Source organism: Bradyrhizobium sp. Kon69, assembly GCF_055807515.1.
In genome coordinates this window covers 68,212-84,624 of record NZ_JBVVOS010000014.1, presented here as the reverse complement: position 1 = coordinate 84,624, position 16,413 = coordinate 68,212, and the positions used below count along the sequence as shown (strand labels likewise).

The following is a 16,413-nucleotide window of genomic DNA, read 5'->3' as shown; positions in this document are numbered from 1 at the left end:
GCCCTATCTTTCCACGCCCGGCACGAGCTTGCCGTTCTCGACATGGGCGGGGACATAGGTCGAATCCGGCGCGGCGCCGGAGTAATGCGCAAAGCCGATCAGCCCCGCGATCACCAGCACGAGCGCCGCCAGCATGAGACGCGCGACGATGGTGGTCGGCCAGGACGATTGCACGAACAGGCCGGAGCGTGTGGCGGCCAGGAACAGCGCATAGACGGCAAAGGGAACGAGGAAGATTCCGATCTCGGTCAGGATCGGCCGGATCATGACGAATAGATCCGCTCGTAGAGCACACGCAGCATGCCCGCCGTCGCGCCCCAGATGTAGCGTTCGGCAAACGGCATCGCGTAGTAGGACCGCTCCATGCCGCGGAATTCCTTGCTGTGCACCTGGTGGTTGGCCGGGTTCATCAGGAAGGATAGCGGCACTTCGAACGCGTCATCAACCTCGGAATGGTTGATCGTCAGCTCAAACCCGGGTCGCACCCTGGCAACCGTCGGCAGGATGCGGAAGCCGAAGCCGGTGCCGTAGAGATCGAGATAGCCGATCGGCTCGACGAAGTCTCTGGACAGCCCGACCTCCTCCTCGGCCTCGCGCAGCGCCGCATCAAGCGGCGAGCGGTCGGTCGCGTCGATCTTGCCGCCGGGAAAGGCGATCTGGCCGGCGTGGTCGTTCAGATGCGCCGAACGCTGCGTCAGGAGGATGGTCGGCTCGGGATGATCGACCACCGCGATCAAGACCGCCGCCGGCCGCACCGGCTGCTCGCGCGCGATGATCTCGAGCATCTTGTCGGTGCCGGGATCGCCCGAGGCCGGAATGATGTTGGGATCGTAGAGGCCGGGCGGAACGTCGAAGTCGAGCCGCGCGGCGGAGCGGGCGAAGAAATCAGCCGCACCGATCACGGCGGGATCGTTCCTGGAGATAGGCTTGTTCAAAGCGCGGCCCTCACCTGCTCCGCATCGGCCATGGCGAAGAACTCGCCGGCCGATTCGACACCGAACATCGGCTGGCCATCGACCATCCGCTCCTCACCCATGTCAACCAGATCGTAATAGAGCGCGCGGGTGACCTTGGCCCATAGCTCGGCGCGGACATGCAGATAGGGCGTCAGCCCGCCGTCCTTGGCCTGTTCGAAGCGTAGCCGGTGCGCCGCATCGCAGGTGACCCAGTCGTCGACATTGGTGCGGAAGCGGAGCACGCGGTGGTTGTCCTCGCCGTCCGTCTGCATCTCGACCGCCATGAACGGCGCATCGTCGACGCGAATGCCGACCTTCTCCACCGGCGTAACGAGGAAATGCTTGTCGCCTTCACGCTTGAGGATGGTCGAGAACAGGCGGACCAAAGCATGACGGCCGATTGGCGTCCCCAAATAGAACCAAGTACCATCGGACGCGATTCGCATGTCGAGATCGCCGCAAAACGGCGGATTCCACAAATGCACCGGAGGCAGGCCCTTTTTGGCGCCTTCGGCATCGGCAGCAGTTTTGGCAGCGGCAGTCAGCCCCTCGAGACCGCGATCGGCGCTCTGCCCTTGGTTCGCCATGGTTTGCCCTGACTTTGTCATTTGGCACGATCGGTCATTTGGCACGATTGGTGCAGGTTTACGTTGTATCCGGGTGCTCGGTTCCACCCCGCATTCATCCGGTGTGGAGGTCGCCACTTCGTGATGCCCTACATATCCCTAAGCCGATAAGGTGGGGATAGGTTAATTCAACGAATACATGGCCTTCCTGCAAGTCTAGCATAGGGCCCACGTCTTGAGTTGAGGACGTGACGACATGACGACGCAAGCGAGCTGCATGGCAGGCTGAAGGAGCTAACGGATGGCTGAGAGTGTCGAGAAGCTCGAAGACGGAATAGTCCGTTCAGCCGAGCAGGTGTCGAGCCAGATTCGCGCGGCAAAGGATGCGATCGCGTCCGTCATCTTCGGCCAGGACCGCGTGATCGAGAACACGCTGGTCACCATTCTCTCCGGCGGCCATGCGTTGTTGATCGGCGTCCCCGGCCTCGCCAAGACCAAGCTGGTCGAGACACTCGGCATCACGCTCGGCCTCGATGCCAAGCGGATCCAGTTCACGCCCGACCTGATGCCGTCGGACATTCTCGGCGCCGAAGTGCTCGACGAGAGCACCTCCGGCAAGCGCGCCTTCCGCTTCATCTCCGGCCCCGTATTCGCGCAACTGCTGATGGCCGACGAGATCAACCGCGCCAGCCCGCGCACGCAATCGGCGCTGCTGCAGGCGATGCAGGAGCAGCACATCACCGTTGCCGGCGCGCGTCACGATCTGCCGAAGCCGTTCCACGTGCTCGCCACGCAAAACCCCCTGGAGCAGGAAGGCACCTATCCGCTGCCTGAAGCCCAGCTCGACCGTTTCCTGATGGAGATCGACGTCGACTATCCCGACCGCGACGCCGAGCGCCGCATCCTGTTCGAAACCACCGGCGCCGACGAGACCCTGGCGAAGGGCGCGATGACACCTGATGCACTCATTACCGCGCAGCGACTGATCCGGCGCCTGCCGGTCGGCGATTCCGTGGTCGAGGCGATCCTGTCGCTGGTGCGCTCGGCCCGTCCCGGTCCGGACGGCGGCGATACCAGCAAGTTCATCGCCTGGGGACCGGGGCCGCGCGCCAGCCAATCGCTGATGCTCGCGGTGCGCGCACGCGCGCTGATCGACGGCCGCCTCGCGCCCTCGATCGACGACGTGCTCGACCTCGCCGAGCCCGTGCTGAAGCACCGCATGGCGCTGACGTTCCAGGCGCGCGCCGAAGGCCGCACGATTCCGGACGTGATCCGGCAATTGAAGACACGGATCGGTTGATGGCGGCGGAGAACGGGCACGCAGCAAAGGAGATCATCGCGATCCGACGTGCCGATGGCGAAAGCCGCACGCTCGCAGCTTCCTTGCCGCGCCTGGTGCTCGAGGCCCGCCGTATCGCCGCCAACGTCATTCACGGCCTGCACGGCCGCCGTCGCGCCGGCTCCGGCGAAAATTTCTGGCAGTACCGCCGCTTCGTCTCCGGCGAGCCGTCGCAGAACGTCGACTGGCGGCGTTCGGCGCGCGACGATCTTCTCTATGTCCGCGAGCTCGAATGGGAAGCCTCGCACACGGTCTGGATCTGGCCCGACCGCTCGCCCTCGATGGCCTTCGCTTCAAAACAGGCGCGCGAATCCAAGCTCGAGCGGACGCTGATCGTCGCCTTCGCGCTGGCGGAGCTGCTTGTCTCCGGCGGCGAACGCGTCGGCATCCCCGGTTTGATGGCACCGACCGCGAGCCGCAGCGTCATCGACAAGATGGCGCAGGCGATGCTGCATGACGATGCCGACCGCTTGAGCCTGCCGCCGTCCTTCGTGCCAGCGGCGCTGGCCGAGACGATCGTGCTGTCGGACTTCTGGTCGCCGATCTCCGAGATCAGAACCACGCTCGCCGGGCTGTCCGGCTCCGGAGCACATGGCACGCTGGTGCAAATCGTCGATCCCGCCGAGGAATCATTCCCGTATTCCGGCCGCGTCGAGTTCGTCGAGCCGGAAGGGTTCGGCGTGATCACCGCCGGCCGCGCCGAGAGCTGGGCGCAGGATTACACCGCGCGGCTCGCGCTGCACCGCGACCAGATCCGCGCCGAGACCAACAAGCTCGACTGGCTGTTCACGACGCATGCGACCGACCGCTCGGCCGCCGAACTGCTGCTGTTCCTGCATGCCGGCATGCAGGTGAGCAAGTCGGGCGCCCGCACCACCACGATCAAGGCGGGGCCGGCAGCATGATGGGACTGCCGCTCGCCTTCACCGAACCGCTGCTCCTGATCGGCCTCGTCAGCCTGCCGGTGCTGTGGTGGCTGCTGCGCGTGATGCCGCCGCGGCCGCGCCGCATCGAGTTTCCGCCGACGCGCCTGCTGTTCGACATCGCGCCGCGCGAAGAGACCCCGTCGCGGACGCCGTGGTGGCTGACCGCATTGCGGCTGCTGGCTGCGGCGCTGGTTATTTTCGCCGCCGCCGGTCCGATCTGGAATCCGCAAACGGGCGCGGCCGCGAGCAAGGCGCCACTGATGATCATGTTCGACGACGGCTGGAGCGCGGCATCGAACTGGGACATCCGGATCAGGGCCGCCGACGAGTTGATCGCAAGTGCCGAGAACGACCGCCGTGCGATTGCGCTGGTGCCGCTGTCCGAGCCGAACCGCGATATCACATTGATGCCGGCGGGCGCCGCGCGCGTCGCGCTGCGGCAGCTGACGCCAAAGCCGTATTCGATCGAGCGCGTCGAGACCCTGACCGCAATCGATCGCTTCCTGAAAGCGACCGGCGATTGCGAGATCGCCTGGCTCTCCGACAGCGTCGACACCGGTCGCGGTGAGGAGTTCGTTGCTGGCCTCGGCAAGACTGTCGGCGATCGCAGCCTGACCGTGTTCGAAGGCGGCACCTCCTCGGCTCTGGCCCTGGTCGCGGCCGAGAACGCCGCCGCCAGGATGACGGTGAAGGTGCTGCGCACCGACAGCGGCATCGCCATCGGCACCGTGCGCGCGCTGGACCAGAAGGCCTCGCCGATCGGCGAAGCGCGTTACTCGTTCGGCCCGCAGGACAAGGAAACCGAAGCGTCGTTCGATCTGCCGGTCGAGCTGCGCAACGACATCACGCGGCTTGAAATTGCCGGTGAGCGCTCCGCAGGCGCGGTGCAACTGCTCGACAAGCGCTGGCGCCGCCGCGCCATCGGCATCGTCTCGGGCTCGACCAGCGAGACCGCGCAGCCGCTGCTGGCGCCGACCTTCTATCTCACCCGGGCGCTGGCGCCGTTCGCCGACGTGCGGCTCGCCGACAAGGGCTCGCCGCAGCAGGGCATCACGCAGTTCCTCGACCAGAAGCTGCCGATGATCATCCTCGCCGATGTCGGCACCATCGCCCCCGAGATCCGCGAGCGTCTCAATGCCTGGATCGACCAGGGCGGCGTGCTGGTGCGGTTCGCCGGCCCGCGGCTGGCGCAGGCCGAGGACGATCTCGTCCCGGTCAAGCTGCGCAAGGGCGGCCGGACGCTCGGCGGCAGCCTGACCTGGGAAAAGCCGCAACACCTGGCCTCCTTTGCCGCCGACGGTCCGTTTGCCGGCGTCGTGGTCCCCAAGGACGTCACCATCAGCCGCCAGGTGCTGGCCGAGCCCGACGCCGTGCTCGCCACCAAGAGCTGGGCGTCGCTGGAAGACGGCACGCCGCTGGTAACAGGCGAGCATCGCGGCAAGGGCGTCGTCAGCCTGTTCCACGTCAGCGCCGATATGCGCTGGTCGGATCTGCCGATGTCGGGCACCTTCGTCGAAATCCTGCGGCGCGTCGTCGACATGTCCGGCTATACCGCCAAGCCGGGCGCAGGCGTTGCCACTGAAGGGACCGCCGAGACGGTGGCGCCGTTGCACATCCTCGACGGCTTCGGCGCTTTCGGTCCGCCGCCGGCCGCCGCAAAGCCGCTGCCCGCGGATTATCGCGACCGCGCCACACCCGATCATCCGCCGGGCTTTTATGGTCCGGCAGAAGGACCGCTCGCCGTGAACACGCTTGCCAGCGCCGACCGTATCGCAGCCCTAAACACCGCGAGCCTGCGCGCCCGGCGCGCCACCTACACCAACGCCGAGCCGCAGGACTTGCGCGGCTGGCTGCTGTCGACGGCGCTCGCGCTGTTCCTGATCGACGCCGTTATCGTCGCGGTGCTCGGCGGTGGCCTGGCCGCGCTGCTGCGCCGCCGCGCTGCGCCCGCGATGATCGTCTTCGGGCTGGTGCTCGCAGGCCTCGCCGCGTTCGCGCCGACGCCGTCGCACGCGGACAGCGCGTCCGACGAGTTCGCGATGAAGGCGGTGTCGCAGACCCGCCTCGCCTATGTCGTGACCGGCAATGCCGACGTCGATTCCATCGTCAGGGCCGGGCTATCGGGACTGACGCTGTTCCTGGCGCAGCGCACCGCGCTCGAGGCCGGCGATCCCGTCGGCATCGATCCGGCGCGCGACGAGCTCGCCTTCTTCCCGCTGATCTACTGGCCGATCGTGCCGGGCGCGCCCAAGCCGTCGCGGGACGCCATCAACAAGATCGACGCCTACATGAAGCAGGGCGGCACCGTGCTGTTCGACACCCGCGACGCGGTCGAAGCGCCGCCCGGCGCGAACGGCGCCGCGCAGACCCCCGCCATGCAGACGCTCCGCGAGATCCTGTCCTCGCTCGACGTGCCCGAGCTGGAGCCGGTGCCGCGCGAGCACGTGCTGACCAAGACCTTCTTTCTCCTGCGCGACTTTCCCGGCCGCTTCACGACCGGCCAGACCTGGGTCGAGACCTTGCCGCGCGAAGACGACGAGGACGGCGCGCAGCGGCCGGCACGCGGCGGCGACGGCGTCTCGCCGATCATCATCACCTCGAACGACCTTGCCGGCGCCTGGGCCGTGCGGCCCGACGGCCAGTCCATGCTGCCGGTGACCGGCGGCGACCCCCGCCAGCGCGAATTCGCCTACCGCGCCGGCGCCAACATCGTGATGTACACGCTGACCGGCAACTACAAGGCCGACCAGGTGCACGCACCGGCGTTGATCGAACGGCTGGGGCAATGATGCGGGCTTTGAAGCTGAATGCCCGCCAAAATGAAGCCGTCATGGCCGGGCTTGTCCCGGCCATCCACGCCTTGCCGCACGGCATGAAGAACGTGGATGCCCGGGACAAGCCCGGGCATGACGATGCCGAGAGAATGACGCCATGAATTACGGCATCGCATTCACGCCGCTGGTTCCCGCGATCGTCCTGTGGCTCGCGCTGGCCGCGATCGTCGTCATCGCGCTCGTGCTGCTGCTGACGCGTGCGCGCGGCGCTGCCGTGCGCGTGGCCGCGCTGGCGCTGTTCCTGCTGGCGCTCGCCAATCCCTCCTTCACCCGCGAGGACCGCGATCCCCTCACCTCTGTTGCCGCAATCGTCGTCGACAAGAGCCCGAGCCAGAATTTCGGCAATCGCAATCGCGAGGCAGCTCAGGCGCAGGAAGCGCTGGTCGACAGCCTGAAGAAGATCAAGGGGCTCGAGGTCCGCGTCGTCGATGCCGGACAGGCCGACGGCGAGACCGACGGCACCAAGCTGTTCGGGGCGCTGGCCTCGGCCTTGTCAGACGTGCCGGTCGACCGGGTCGCCGGTGCGTTCATGATCACCGACGGCCGCGTCCACGACATTCCGGCCAACGCCGCCGGGCTCGGCTTCCAGGCGCCGGTGCACGCGCTGATCACCGGGCAGAAGGACGAGCGCGACCGCCGTATCGCCGTCATCGCCGCGCCGCGTTTCGGCATCGTCGGGCAGCCCCAGACCATCACCTACCGCCTCGACGACCAGGGCGTCAGCGGCGAGCGCGCCAAGGTCACGGTCCGCAGGGACGGCGAGGTGATCAACGAGCGCACGCTTTCGAGCGGCCAGGCGGCAAGCGTCGAGGTCGACATCAAGCATTCCGGGCCGAACATCGTCGAGATCGACGCCTCGCCGCTCGAGCGGGAATTGACGCCGGTGAACAACCGCGCCGTCGTCGCCATCGACGGTGTGCGCGACAAGCTGCGCGTGCTGCTGGTCTCGGGCGAGCCGCATTCCGGCGAGCGCACCTGGCGCAACCTGCTCAAGTCCGATGCCAGCGTCGATCTCGTCCACTTCACCATTCTGCGGCCGCCGGAGAAGCAGGACGGCACGCCGATCAACGAATTGTCGCTGATCGCGTTTCCGACCCGCGAGCTGTTCCAGCAGAAGATCAACGAATTCCAGCTGATCATCTTCGACCGCTATGCCCGCCAGGGCGTATTGCCGATCGCTTATTTCGACAACATTGCGCGCTACGTGCGTTCCGGCGGCGCGGTGCTGGTCTCGGCCGGCCCGGACTACGCGTCCAACACCAGCATCTGGCGCACGCCGCTGGATTCGGTGTTGCCGGCCGAGCCGGTCGGGGTGACGGAAAAACCGTTCTACGCGCATCTGTCCGACGTCGGCAAACGCCATCCCGTCACGCGTGGCCTCGAGGGCTCGGCCTCCGAGCCGCCGCGCTGGAGCCGGTTCTTCCGCACCGTCGAGACCCGCAACTCGGTCAACCCGCCGGTCATGACGGGCGTCGACGGCAAGCCGCTGCTGTTCCTGTCGCGCTTCGGCGAGGGCCGCGTGGCGCTGCTGCTCTCCGACCACATCTGGCTCTGGGCGCGCGGTTATGAAGGCGGTGGTCCGCATCTCGATCTGTTGCGGCGAATGTCGCACTGGCTGATGAAGCAGCCCGATCTGGACGAGGAAGCGTTGCGCCTGCAGGTGCAGGGCAAGAATCTCGTGGTGGTGCGCCAGACCATGGCGGACAGCGTTCAGCCGGTGAGCGTGACCTCGCCGTCGGGCGTGTCACGTGACCTGACGCTCGCAGCCGGCGATCCCGGCGAATGGCGCGCCAGCCTGCCGGCGAGCGAGCTCGGCCTGTGGCAAGCCACCGACGGCACGCTGAAGGCGCTGATCAATGTCGGCCCGACCAATCCGAAGGAGTTTTCGGAAGTCACCTCCACCGTTGACACGTTGAAGCCGCTGACCCAGGCGACCGGCGGTGATGCCGTGCGGGTGGTCGACGGCGCCAGCGTCGAGCTGCCGCGCATCCTGCCGGTCCGCTCGGCGAGCGTCTTCCATGGTGACGGCTGGATGGGCGTGCGGATGCGCGACGCCAGCGTCGTGAAGGGCGTCGGCGTGCTGCCGATCTTCGCCGGCCTGATCGGGCTGTTGCTGCTGCTCGGCGCGTTTGCCGCGACGTGGGTTCGCGAAGGGCGCTGATCTCCTCTCAGGGCGTGATTGGACGAGACCCACCCAGCGACGCCACGGCCGATGCGCTCCCTCCCCTTGCTTAGAGGATTGCCTCGATGCCTTTACGGCGGATCACGTTGAGGAGCACCAGGGCGGGACCAGTAGGATGTTTGTCGCCACGTTCGATTTGCGACACGTAGCCGGCCGTTACATTGAGGTAGCGGGCGAAAACTGCTTGGCTCAGTTTTGCCTCCTCGCGGATCGCCTTTATGTCAGCGCCCGAAATTTTTGCCGTGATAGCAGCCGGGATATCTGAGGCTCCGAGATGCCGGATTGTAATCTTGCCGCGTGCTGCCTTCGTCAACAGACCGCTTTTCTGCAGATCATCCGCCGTTTCCAGCAACTCCTTCGTGAGTCGACTGGTCTTTGCCTTAACCTTTGTCGTTGCCATCGTGCACCTCCATTAAAGTTCCGTCGCCTAGCGCTCGGTCGATGCTCTTGTCCGCGTCCAGAAACGAGGCTGCGATTTCACGTAGCGTGAGCAGCTCACCGTTGCTGATGCTCTCGCGCTCGTTTTTGGCGAAGGCAAAGAGCTAGACGGCGCGATCGGAGCCAAATCCGATCAGCATCCGGAATCCCCCTCTCCTGCCCTGCCCCGGACGAGCGACCCGCTGCTTGATAACCTTGCCGCCGAGACCAGCGTCGATCAGGCCACGCTTGGCACGGTCAACGGCTCGACAAGGGCCGCATCGCTGATGCCATTCTGCCGCGTAAACTTCGCGAGTGTTCTGGTTTTGAAAATACGTACCATGGCCTCTATAGTTCTATAAACTATAGTTTTTAGTGCGATATTTCAAGGCGACTATGCGCGAGAATCGAACGCTTTGGGCAACGCCATCGAGGCGGGCGTCGATCGGGCGACCTAGCCATCATTGGCGCATCGGCGGGAAGTTGCCTCCGCGTTCGGCCAGTGACTTGGTGCACGCCAGCGGCAGTGTTTTCCAAGCAATCGGGAACGAACGAGGCAAAGTAAGTGCATCACTCGCGTTTGCGGCGACGTGGGCGCGCGAAGGGCGCTAGTTGCCCGAACGACACATCGAACTACGGCCTGCGGCCGCGGGCCTGCCCGCGGTTGACATCCGCTCACCGATCGCGCGATGTTACATTATAACATGGCCGGAAGCCGAGGGGGATCGGCGCCTCGCGATGTGGGGTGGCGTTTCAAGATGAAGTGGTTCCGGTCAAATATCAGGCACGGCGCCCGGCTCGCGATCTTCGCGATGCTGGTGCAGTTCGCGCTGACGTTCGGCCACAGCCATTGGTTCGCCCAGGCCGCTCCCCTCGCCCAGCCCTCGCTGCAGCAGACCGACAGCAACCAAGGTCTCGCTGCGATCGACCGCGCGGCGGTCGAGAGGCAATCGCCGTTGGCTCCCGACCGGGAGCACCCGGGCGAGGACAATTGCGCGATCTGCGCATTGGTCGCGATGGCCGGCACCGTCTTGTTCGCGGCGCCGCCTGTGTTGCTGCTGCCGCAGGCGGTCGACCTGCTCTACCGCACCACCGACGCCGAATTTGTCCATTTGAAATCGGCCGGTACGGCATTCCAGCCGCGCGCCCCTCCCGCGTCCTGACTTCCACATCGCTTGATCATGCTCGGGCTCGCCGCTTTCAGGCGCATGCCCGGGAGAAGTTGAAGTCGAATTCCGTCGCGCAGCGACGGCAGGCCGCCTCCGATCAGCAGACCATCATGCGGACGGCGCCTGACTGGAATCAAGACCATGTCATTTGAATTGCGGCGCGCGCAGCGCCTTGGCGGAGCAAGCCTGCTCCTGCTCGGCGCCGCCACCTCGGCGCTGGCCGAGGATAAATCATCGACCGAGATCCCCGCCGTCACCGTGACGGCTCCGAGCCCCATCGTGCGCAGGGCGGTGGTGCCGACCCGCAACCCGGGCCGCCCCACGCGAACCGCGCGGGCACGCAGCCACGAACGCACGGCGGACGCCACGCCGGCAGCCTCCACGCCGGCGGCACCTCAGCAGGGCGTGCTGCCTGTTGTCACCAACCAGTTCGCGACCGTCACGGTGGTGCCGAACGAGGAGATCCGCCGCGAGGGCGGCGGACAGCTCGGCGACCTCCTGTTCTCCAAGCCGGGCATCACCGGCTCGAGCTTCGCGCCCGGCGCTTCCAGCCGGCCGATCATCCGGGGGCTCGACGTCAACCGCGTCGGCATCGTCGAGAACGGCACCAATGCCGGCGGCGCCTCGGACCTTGGCGAGGATCACTTCGTCCCGATCGATCCGCTCGCGACCAATCAGGTCGAGGTGGTGCGCGGACCGGCCGCGCTGCGCTACGGCTCGACCTCGATCGGCGGCGTCGTCAGCGCCACCAACAACCGGATTCCGGATGCGCTGCCGAACTGCGGTGCCCAGCCGTTCCAGAGCTTCGGCCTGCCGGCCAAGGCGCCGCTCGCGAGCGCCGCGACTTCGCCTTGCGTCAGCGCCGAGACGCGCAGCGCGTTCAGCTCGGTCGACCGCGGCGTCGAGAGCGGCGTGCTGCTCGACACCGGCGGCGGCAATTTTGCCTTTCATGCCGACGTCTACGGGCGCAACACCACCGATTACAGCATCCCGAGCTACCCGTATCTGAATGACCAGACCCGGCTCGTCGCCAACGGACGCCAGCCCAATTCGGCGACACGCTCGGACGGCGCCTCGATCGGCGGCTCCTACTTCTTCCAGGGCGGCTATATCGGTGCGGCGATCACCCAGAACGACGCGCTCTACCACATCCCCGGCATCGACGGCGCCGACCACAACACGCGGATCGACGGCCACCAGACCAAGATCAACGTCAAGGGCGAGTACCATCCCGACGCTACGGCGATCGATGTCGTTCGCTTCTGGGCCGGCGCGACCGACTACCGACACAACGAGATCGGGCTTGCCGATCCCGCCGATCCCAACAGCGACGGCGTGCGACAGACTTTCACCAACAAGGAGCAGGAGATCCGCACCGAGGTGCAACTGATGCCGTTCAACGCGCGCTTCGCCGAGGTGACGACGGCGCTGGGCTTTCAGGTCGGCCATCAGGAATTGAGCGCGCCGAGCCCGGACAATCCGGGCACGCTGTTCAACGGCCTGTGGGACCCCAACAACAGCACGCGCGTTGCCGGTTACGCCTTCAACGAGTTCAAGTTCACGGACGCGACGCGGGCGCAGATCGCCGGGCGCATCGAGCATGTCGAGCTGCACGGCACGACGCCGGATTTTCCCGCGGACTTCCTGCCCGACGGCACGCCGCAGGCGGGTATCGGCCGCAATCCGTCCTTCACGCCGAAGAGCGGCAGCATCGGCCTGTTGCAGGACCTGCCGGGCGGCATGGTCGGCAGCATCACCGCGCAATATGTCGAGCGTGCGCCGAAAGCGGCGGAGCTGTTCTCGCGCGGCGCACATGATGCGACCGCGACCTTCGACATCGGCAATCCCAACCTCGGCATCGAGACGGCAAAATCCGTCGAGGTCGGCCTGCGCAAGGCGACGGGACCGTTCCGGTTCGAGGCGACCGTCTACTACACGCACTTCAACAACTTCATCTATCGCCGTCTCACCGGCGTGATGTGCGACGAAGATTTTGCCTCGTGCGGCACGCCGGGCGCCGAGGTGAACCAGGCGGTCTATTCGCAGCGGGACGCGAACTTCCGCGGCGGCGAATTCCAGTCGCAGCTCGATGTCGGAGCATTACAGGGTGGCATCTGGGGCATCGAGAATCAGTTCGACGTGGTCCGTGCCACCTTCACCGACGGCACCAACGTGCCGCGCATTCCGCCGGTGAGACTGGGCGGCGGCGTGTTCTGGCGCGACGACAATTGGCTGATGCGCGTCAATCTGTTGCACGCCTTCGCTCACAACGACGTCGCGGTGATCGCGGAGACGCCGACACCGGGCTACAATTTGCTGAAGGCCGAGGTCAGCTACAAGACCAAGCTCAACCCGAATGCATTCGGCGCGCGCGAGATGCTGCTCGGCCTCGTCGGGAACAATCTGTTGAACGAAAACATCCGCAACTCGGTGTCCTACACCAAGGACGAGGTGTTGATGCCCGGCATCGGGGTGCGGGCGTTCGCGAACTTCAAGTTCTGAAAACGCGATTGCTAGCCGACTTCGTCACGCTTTGGCTAAAGCGGCTGTTTCAGGGGCGTCATCTGCCGCCTCCTGAAACAGCACAGCGAATAGCAGGCTCCACAATGTCAGGAGAGAGATGGGGATCGTGTAGTATGGCGTCGCGATCGGATAGGTGAAGAAGAAGGAGAGGTTGAGCGCCAGATTGACCAACGTGAGCAGCGCAACGCGGCGAATGCCGTTCGCCTGCCGCAACAGCCAGATCGAGCCTGCAATTCCGGTGACGATCAGCAACGTCTGCAGCGGGTCCGCGAGGTAATCCCGGACGACCGCGAACGAGAAATCCAGCGGCCTGACATCGGGGTTGTTGCCGTAAGTCGATACGAATGGACTGCCGGCGTTGACGACGTGAAAGACGATGGTCGGGATCACGCCGGCCAGCAACGCGACGCCGAACACGACCCCCTGCAAGAACCGGGACAACGTCCGCTCCGCAAGGAACGCGACGAGGAGAAACACGCCATAGCCGGACGCCAGGAAGAGATTGGCCAACCGGAAATCGACGGTCAACCCGAGCAGGAAACCGATGGGCGCCAGCAGCCAGATATTAGGTTGAGATCGCGGGCCCGCCAGCCATCGCGCCGTGAGACATCCTGCGAGCGCGCACACGACGACGGTCGGGGCCATCGAATAGCTCGCCTTGACCGGATTGACCATCAGGTAGATCGCAAGACAGCCGAACGCCCCGACCATCAGGACCGACCTCATGCTGCGCGCGAGAGAAAGCGCAAACAGCGCAAGGCCGAGGACGACAAGGGTCGCCAGCATGTACATGGGCACGACCTGGTGACCCGGCGGGAACAACGCCAACACGAGGCCGACACCCGGCGGGTATTGAATGACGACCTTCCCGGTGGCCGGCATCAGATTGTGACAGGGCGCAGCGGTCGTATCGTTCCAGTCCGGGTAGCCGATCTCCTTCAGCTTTGCTTTCTGATAGCCATCATCGTCGCGGGTGAGGCTGGTGTCGAAGCCCTCCACCAGCCCGAACCTCTGGAACAGATGCGCCTGCCTGAGGTAGCAGACGTCGTCATAGACGCCGCGCGCCTCGCTCCATCGCATCATGGTCCAGAAATGCCCGACCAGCACCGCGAGAAACAACACGGCGAAGACGGCTTTGCTGATGCGGATTTTCTTCATCGGGATCATGATGTGACGGGAGGCGGCGCTGCTTTAGCGGAATGCGAGATAGAGATTGGACGATAGCGGGCCGAGCGACAAACCGGTGTAGCCCACGGCCGCGGACTTGGGGGTGGAGGACTTGGCACCCGCAGATTTGGCAACCAGCGCGGCGAGCCCCAGCAGCCGTTTTCGCGTCATCAGGATCAGGTTCTGCTCGTCGGTCCATTCCGACTTGCCGGCGATCCTGCAGGCGATCCTGAAGGTGCCGTCGAGATAATGCGCCAGCGGGATGGCGGTGTGGTGCTCGACCGGAAAGAACCTGTTGGGCACGGTGATGAACACCCGCCGCGCGACACGGCAAAGCTCCTGGACCAGGAGCACCTGGTTTCCATGGCTTCCGGCGTGCTCGAGCACGGCATTGGATGTCGCGACATCGAACGCATTGTCGTCGAACGGTAGCCGTTTATTCGGTTCGATCTGCACGTAACGGCAAAGTGGAAAAGCCGCCTTGAATCCTAATCCTTCGCCGAGCCCGCAGGCCGTGATCTTGTGCTGATGCGGGTAGCTCCGCTCCAGCACGTTGGCGCCATCGTTGATGACGTCGGACACGCCGACATCCAGGATCTGGTCCGCGGCGCACGGCTGCATCCGGGCGATGAAATCCTGAAAGATGCGGTCGCGCGCCGCGATCAGCAGCTTTTCCGCCGTGCTCCCGGACGCCACTTCCCGGTAATATTGCTGATCGACCGGCACTGCCCTACTTTCATGTGAGCTTCGAAGCGATGCGCGTCAGGTTCGCGTCTTGCTCCAGTCGGGACCGACCGGCCCCGATACGCCTTCGAACGCGCCCTCGACGAGCTCGATGACGAGGAGCCGGCTGTAATCGACCGGGCCGGGCATGGTGACGCGTCCCTTGGGGACTTGCTTGAAGCCGACGCGGCTGTAATAGGGCTCGTCGCCGACCAGCAGCACCAGCCGATGGCCCTGCGCCTTCGCATCCTTCAGCGCGCGCTCGAGCAGCAGCCGGCCGACGCCGCGGCTGCGGAACGGAGGCTCGACCGTCAGGGGCCCGAGCAGCAGTGCCGGCGTGTCGCCGACGCAGATCGGCAATTGCCGGACGGATCCGATCAGCAACGTACCGACGCGGGCGGTGAAGGAGAGATCGAGCACATGATCCACATGCTCGCGGATGCGGTACGCGCTGAGCACGAAGCGGCCGGGTCCGAAGGTGCGTTCGTGCAGCCGCTCGATGGCCTGAGCATCGCCGGCGGCTTCCGACCGGATGGTGAGGGAGAGATCGTTCATCGCGTCGGCGGAATATCACCTTGGAGGGCAGCGGTCCATGGGATTGCGCCCGGCCCCGGGGGCAATTTCAGGGCCTCCCGAGCGGCGGCTGGGACAGGTAGGCGAGCATCTTCATTTCCCGCCGTCCGCGCGTCACGGTGTCGAGCACGAGCCCCGACGAAGCCGAAAGCAGCGCCATGATCATCAACCCCATGGAGAGCACGGCGGTCGGCAGGCGCGGGACGAGACCGGTCTCGAGGAAGGTGATCACCACGGGCAATCCGAAAGCGATCGACAGCAGCGCGAGGACGATGCCGATCGCCGAAAAGAAGCGTAGCGGCCGCTCCGACCGGTTGAGCTTCAGCATCGTGTTGAAGATGCGCAAGCCGTCCTGCCAGGTGTTGAGCTTGGAGAAGGAGCCTTCCGGGCGCGAGTAATAGGGCGTCTCGACCTCGGCGACCGGCAGCGACAATTCCAGCGCATAGACCGCGAACTCGGTCTCGATCTCGAAACCGCCGGACAGGACCGGGAAGGATTTGACGAAGCGGCGCGAGAACACGCGGTAACCGGACAGGATGTCCTTGAAGGCGTGACCGAAGGTCGATGCCAGGAAACCGGTGAAGAGCCGGTTGCCGATGCGATGACCGCGCCGATAGGCCGCTTGCGATTGATCGACGCGCAGACCCACAACCATATCCAGATGCTCATCGAGGAGCTGGTCGATCATGCGCGACGCGCTCGGCGCGTCGTAGGTCGCATCGCCATCGACGAGCACGTAGATGTCGGCCTCGATGTCCGCGAACATGCGGCGCACGACGTGGCCTTTGCCCTGGCGCCGTTCGCTGCGCACGATCGCGCCCGCCTCGCGCGCGACCGCCGTGGTGCGATCGGTCGAGTTGTTGTCGTACACGTAGACCTCGGCCGCAGGCAGCGCCTTGCGGAAATCGGCGACGACCGTCGCGACGGCGGCTTCCTCGTTGTAGCAGGGCACCAGCACGGCGACCCGAAATGGCCATGACCTCGTCGATTCAGACAATGCTTATCCCTCGTCCATGTGCCGACGCCGCAGGCGCGGCG

At 65.6% G+C, this 16,413-nt stretch carries 16 protein-coding genes; 7 read left to right on the top strand and 9 right to left on the bottom strand.

The window, feature by feature from the left end; all coding sequences use genetic code 11:
- Window positions 1-3 precede the first annotated feature (3 nt).
- From AC0L3U_RS19625 to AC0L3U_RS19615, 3 genes are read right to left on the bottom strand one after another with little or no spacing between them, the layout of a single operon-like run.
- On the bottom strand, window positions 4-267 hold the full coding sequence (locus AC0L3U_RS19625; RefSeq protein WP_007595079.1) for a DUF6111 family protein: 264 nt from the start codon (window positions 265-267) through the stop codon (window positions 4-6).
- Window positions 264-935, bottom strand: coding sequence for a CoA pyrophosphatase (locus tag AC0L3U_RS19620; protein ID WP_473362857.1), 672 nt, complete (start codon window positions 933-935; stop codon window positions 264-266). The genes AC0L3U_RS19625 and AC0L3U_RS19620 overlap by 4 nt, the downstream gene beginning before the upstream one ends.
- The gene (locus AC0L3U_RS19615; protein ID WP_027568564.1) at window positions 932-1,543 is read right to left on the bottom strand and encodes a DUF1285 domain-containing protein; all 612 of its coding nucleotides are present in this window, start codon (window positions 1,541-1,543) and stop codon (window positions 932-934) included. The genes AC0L3U_RS19620 and AC0L3U_RS19615 overlap by 4 nt, the downstream gene beginning before the upstream one ends.
- Before the next feature lie 280 nt (window positions 1,544-1,823).
- Between AC0L3U_RS19615 and AC0L3U_RS19610 the strand changes: the two genes are divergently transcribed.
- Genes AC0L3U_RS19610 through AC0L3U_RS19590 form a run of 5 tightly spaced genes read left to right on the top strand, consistent with a single transcriptional unit; the run spans window position 1,824 to window position 8,782 of the window.
- Window positions 1,824-2,822 carry an AAA family ATPase gene (locus AC0L3U_RS19610; RefSeq protein WP_456765613.1) on the top strand — a complete coding sequence of 333 codons (999 nt, stop codon included), beginning with the start codon at window positions 1,824-1,826 and terminating at the stop codon, window positions 2,820-2,822.
- Window positions 2,822-3,766 carry a DUF58 domain-containing protein gene (locus tag AC0L3U_RS19605; protein WP_473262824.1) on the top strand — a complete coding sequence of 315 codons (945 nt, stop codon included), beginning with the start codon at window positions 2,822-2,824 and terminating at the stop codon, window positions 3,764-3,766. The genes AC0L3U_RS19610 and AC0L3U_RS19605 overlap by 1 nt, the downstream gene beginning before the upstream one ends.
- Entirely contained in the window at window positions 3,763-6,576 is a 2,814-nt protein-coding gene (locus tag AC0L3U_RS19600; RefSeq protein ID WP_473362856.1) for a DUF4159 domain-containing protein, read from the top strand. The genes AC0L3U_RS19605 and AC0L3U_RS19600 overlap by 4 nt, the downstream gene beginning before the upstream one ends.
- Window positions 6,577-6,584: 8 nt before the next feature.
- The gene (locus tag AC0L3U_RS19595; RefSeq protein ID WP_473362855.1) at window positions 6,585-6,722 is read left to right on the top strand and encodes a hypothetical protein; all 138 of its coding nucleotides are present in this window, start codon (window positions 6,585-6,587) and stop codon (window positions 6,720-6,722) included.
- Entirely contained in the window at window positions 6,719-8,782 is a 2,064-nt protein-coding gene (locus AC0L3U_RS19590) for a hypothetical protein (protein WP_473362854.1), read from the top strand. The genes AC0L3U_RS19595 and AC0L3U_RS19590 overlap by 4 nt, the downstream gene beginning before the upstream one ends.
- 70 nt (window positions 8,783-8,852) lie before the next feature.
- On the opposite strand, the gene AC0L3U_RS19585 is transcribed toward AC0L3U_RS19590, so the two are convergent.
- Together AC0L3U_RS19585 and AC0L3U_RS19580 are read right to left on the bottom strand one after the other, a co-directional pair.
- Window positions 8,853-9,203 (bottom strand): helix-turn-helix domain-containing protein, encoded by a 351-nt coding sequence (locus AC0L3U_RS19585; protein WP_473362853.1) that lies wholly within the window; start codon window positions 9,201-9,203, stop codon window positions 8,853-8,855.
- Window positions 9,204-9,345: 142 nt separating this feature from the next.
- The gene (locus AC0L3U_RS19580; RefSeq protein WP_473362933.1) at window positions 9,346-9,432 is read right to left on the bottom strand and encodes a hypothetical protein; all 87 of its coding nucleotides are present in this window, start codon (window positions 9,430-9,432) and stop codon (window positions 9,346-9,348) included.
- Window positions 9,433-9,978: 546 nt separating this feature from the next.
- Here AC0L3U_RS19580 and AC0L3U_RS19575 point away from each other — a divergent pair.
- Window positions 9,979-10,383, top strand: coding sequence for a DUF2946 family protein (locus AC0L3U_RS19575; RefSeq protein ID WP_473362852.1), 405 nt, complete (start codon window positions 9,979-9,981; stop codon window positions 10,381-10,383).
- A gap of 147 nt (window positions 10,384-10,530) precedes the next feature.
- A complete protein-coding gene (locus tag AC0L3U_RS19570) occupies window positions 10,531-12,891 on the top strand; it encodes a TonB-dependent receptor (RefSeq protein ID WP_473362851.1) in 2,361 nt (786 codons plus the stop codon).
- Window positions 12,892-12,915: 24 nt separating this feature from the next.
- Here the strand turns inward: AC0L3U_RS19570 and AC0L3U_RS19565 are convergent, their stop codons facing one another.
- The 4 genes from AC0L3U_RS19565 to AC0L3U_RS19550 all read right to left on the bottom strand — a co-directional run bounded on the left by AC0L3U_RS19565 (window position 12,916) and on the right by AC0L3U_RS19550 (window position 16,372).
- Window positions 12,916-14,070 (bottom strand): hypothetical protein, encoded by a 1,155-nt coding sequence (locus AC0L3U_RS19565; RefSeq protein WP_473362850.1) that lies wholly within the window; start codon window positions 14,068-14,070, stop codon window positions 12,916-12,918.
- A gap of 33 nt (window positions 14,071-14,103) precedes the next feature.
- A complete protein-coding gene (locus AC0L3U_RS19560) occupies window positions 14,104-14,805 on the bottom strand; it encodes a methyltransferase domain-containing protein (RefSeq protein ID WP_473362849.1) in 702 nt (233 codons plus the stop codon).
- A gap of 36 nt (window positions 14,806-14,841) precedes the next feature.
- Complete coding sequence (locus AC0L3U_RS19555; RefSeq protein ID WP_473362848.1) at window positions 14,842-15,357, bottom strand: GNAT family N-acetyltransferase; 516 nt, start codon at window positions 15,355-15,357, stop codon at window positions 14,842-14,844.
- Window positions 15,358-15,424: 67 nt separating this feature from the next.
- A complete protein-coding gene (locus tag AC0L3U_RS19550) occupies window positions 15,425-16,372 on the bottom strand; it encodes a glycosyltransferase family 2 protein (protein ID WP_473362847.1) in 948 nt (315 codons plus the stop codon).
- Window positions 16,373-16,413 lie beyond the last annotated feature (41 nt).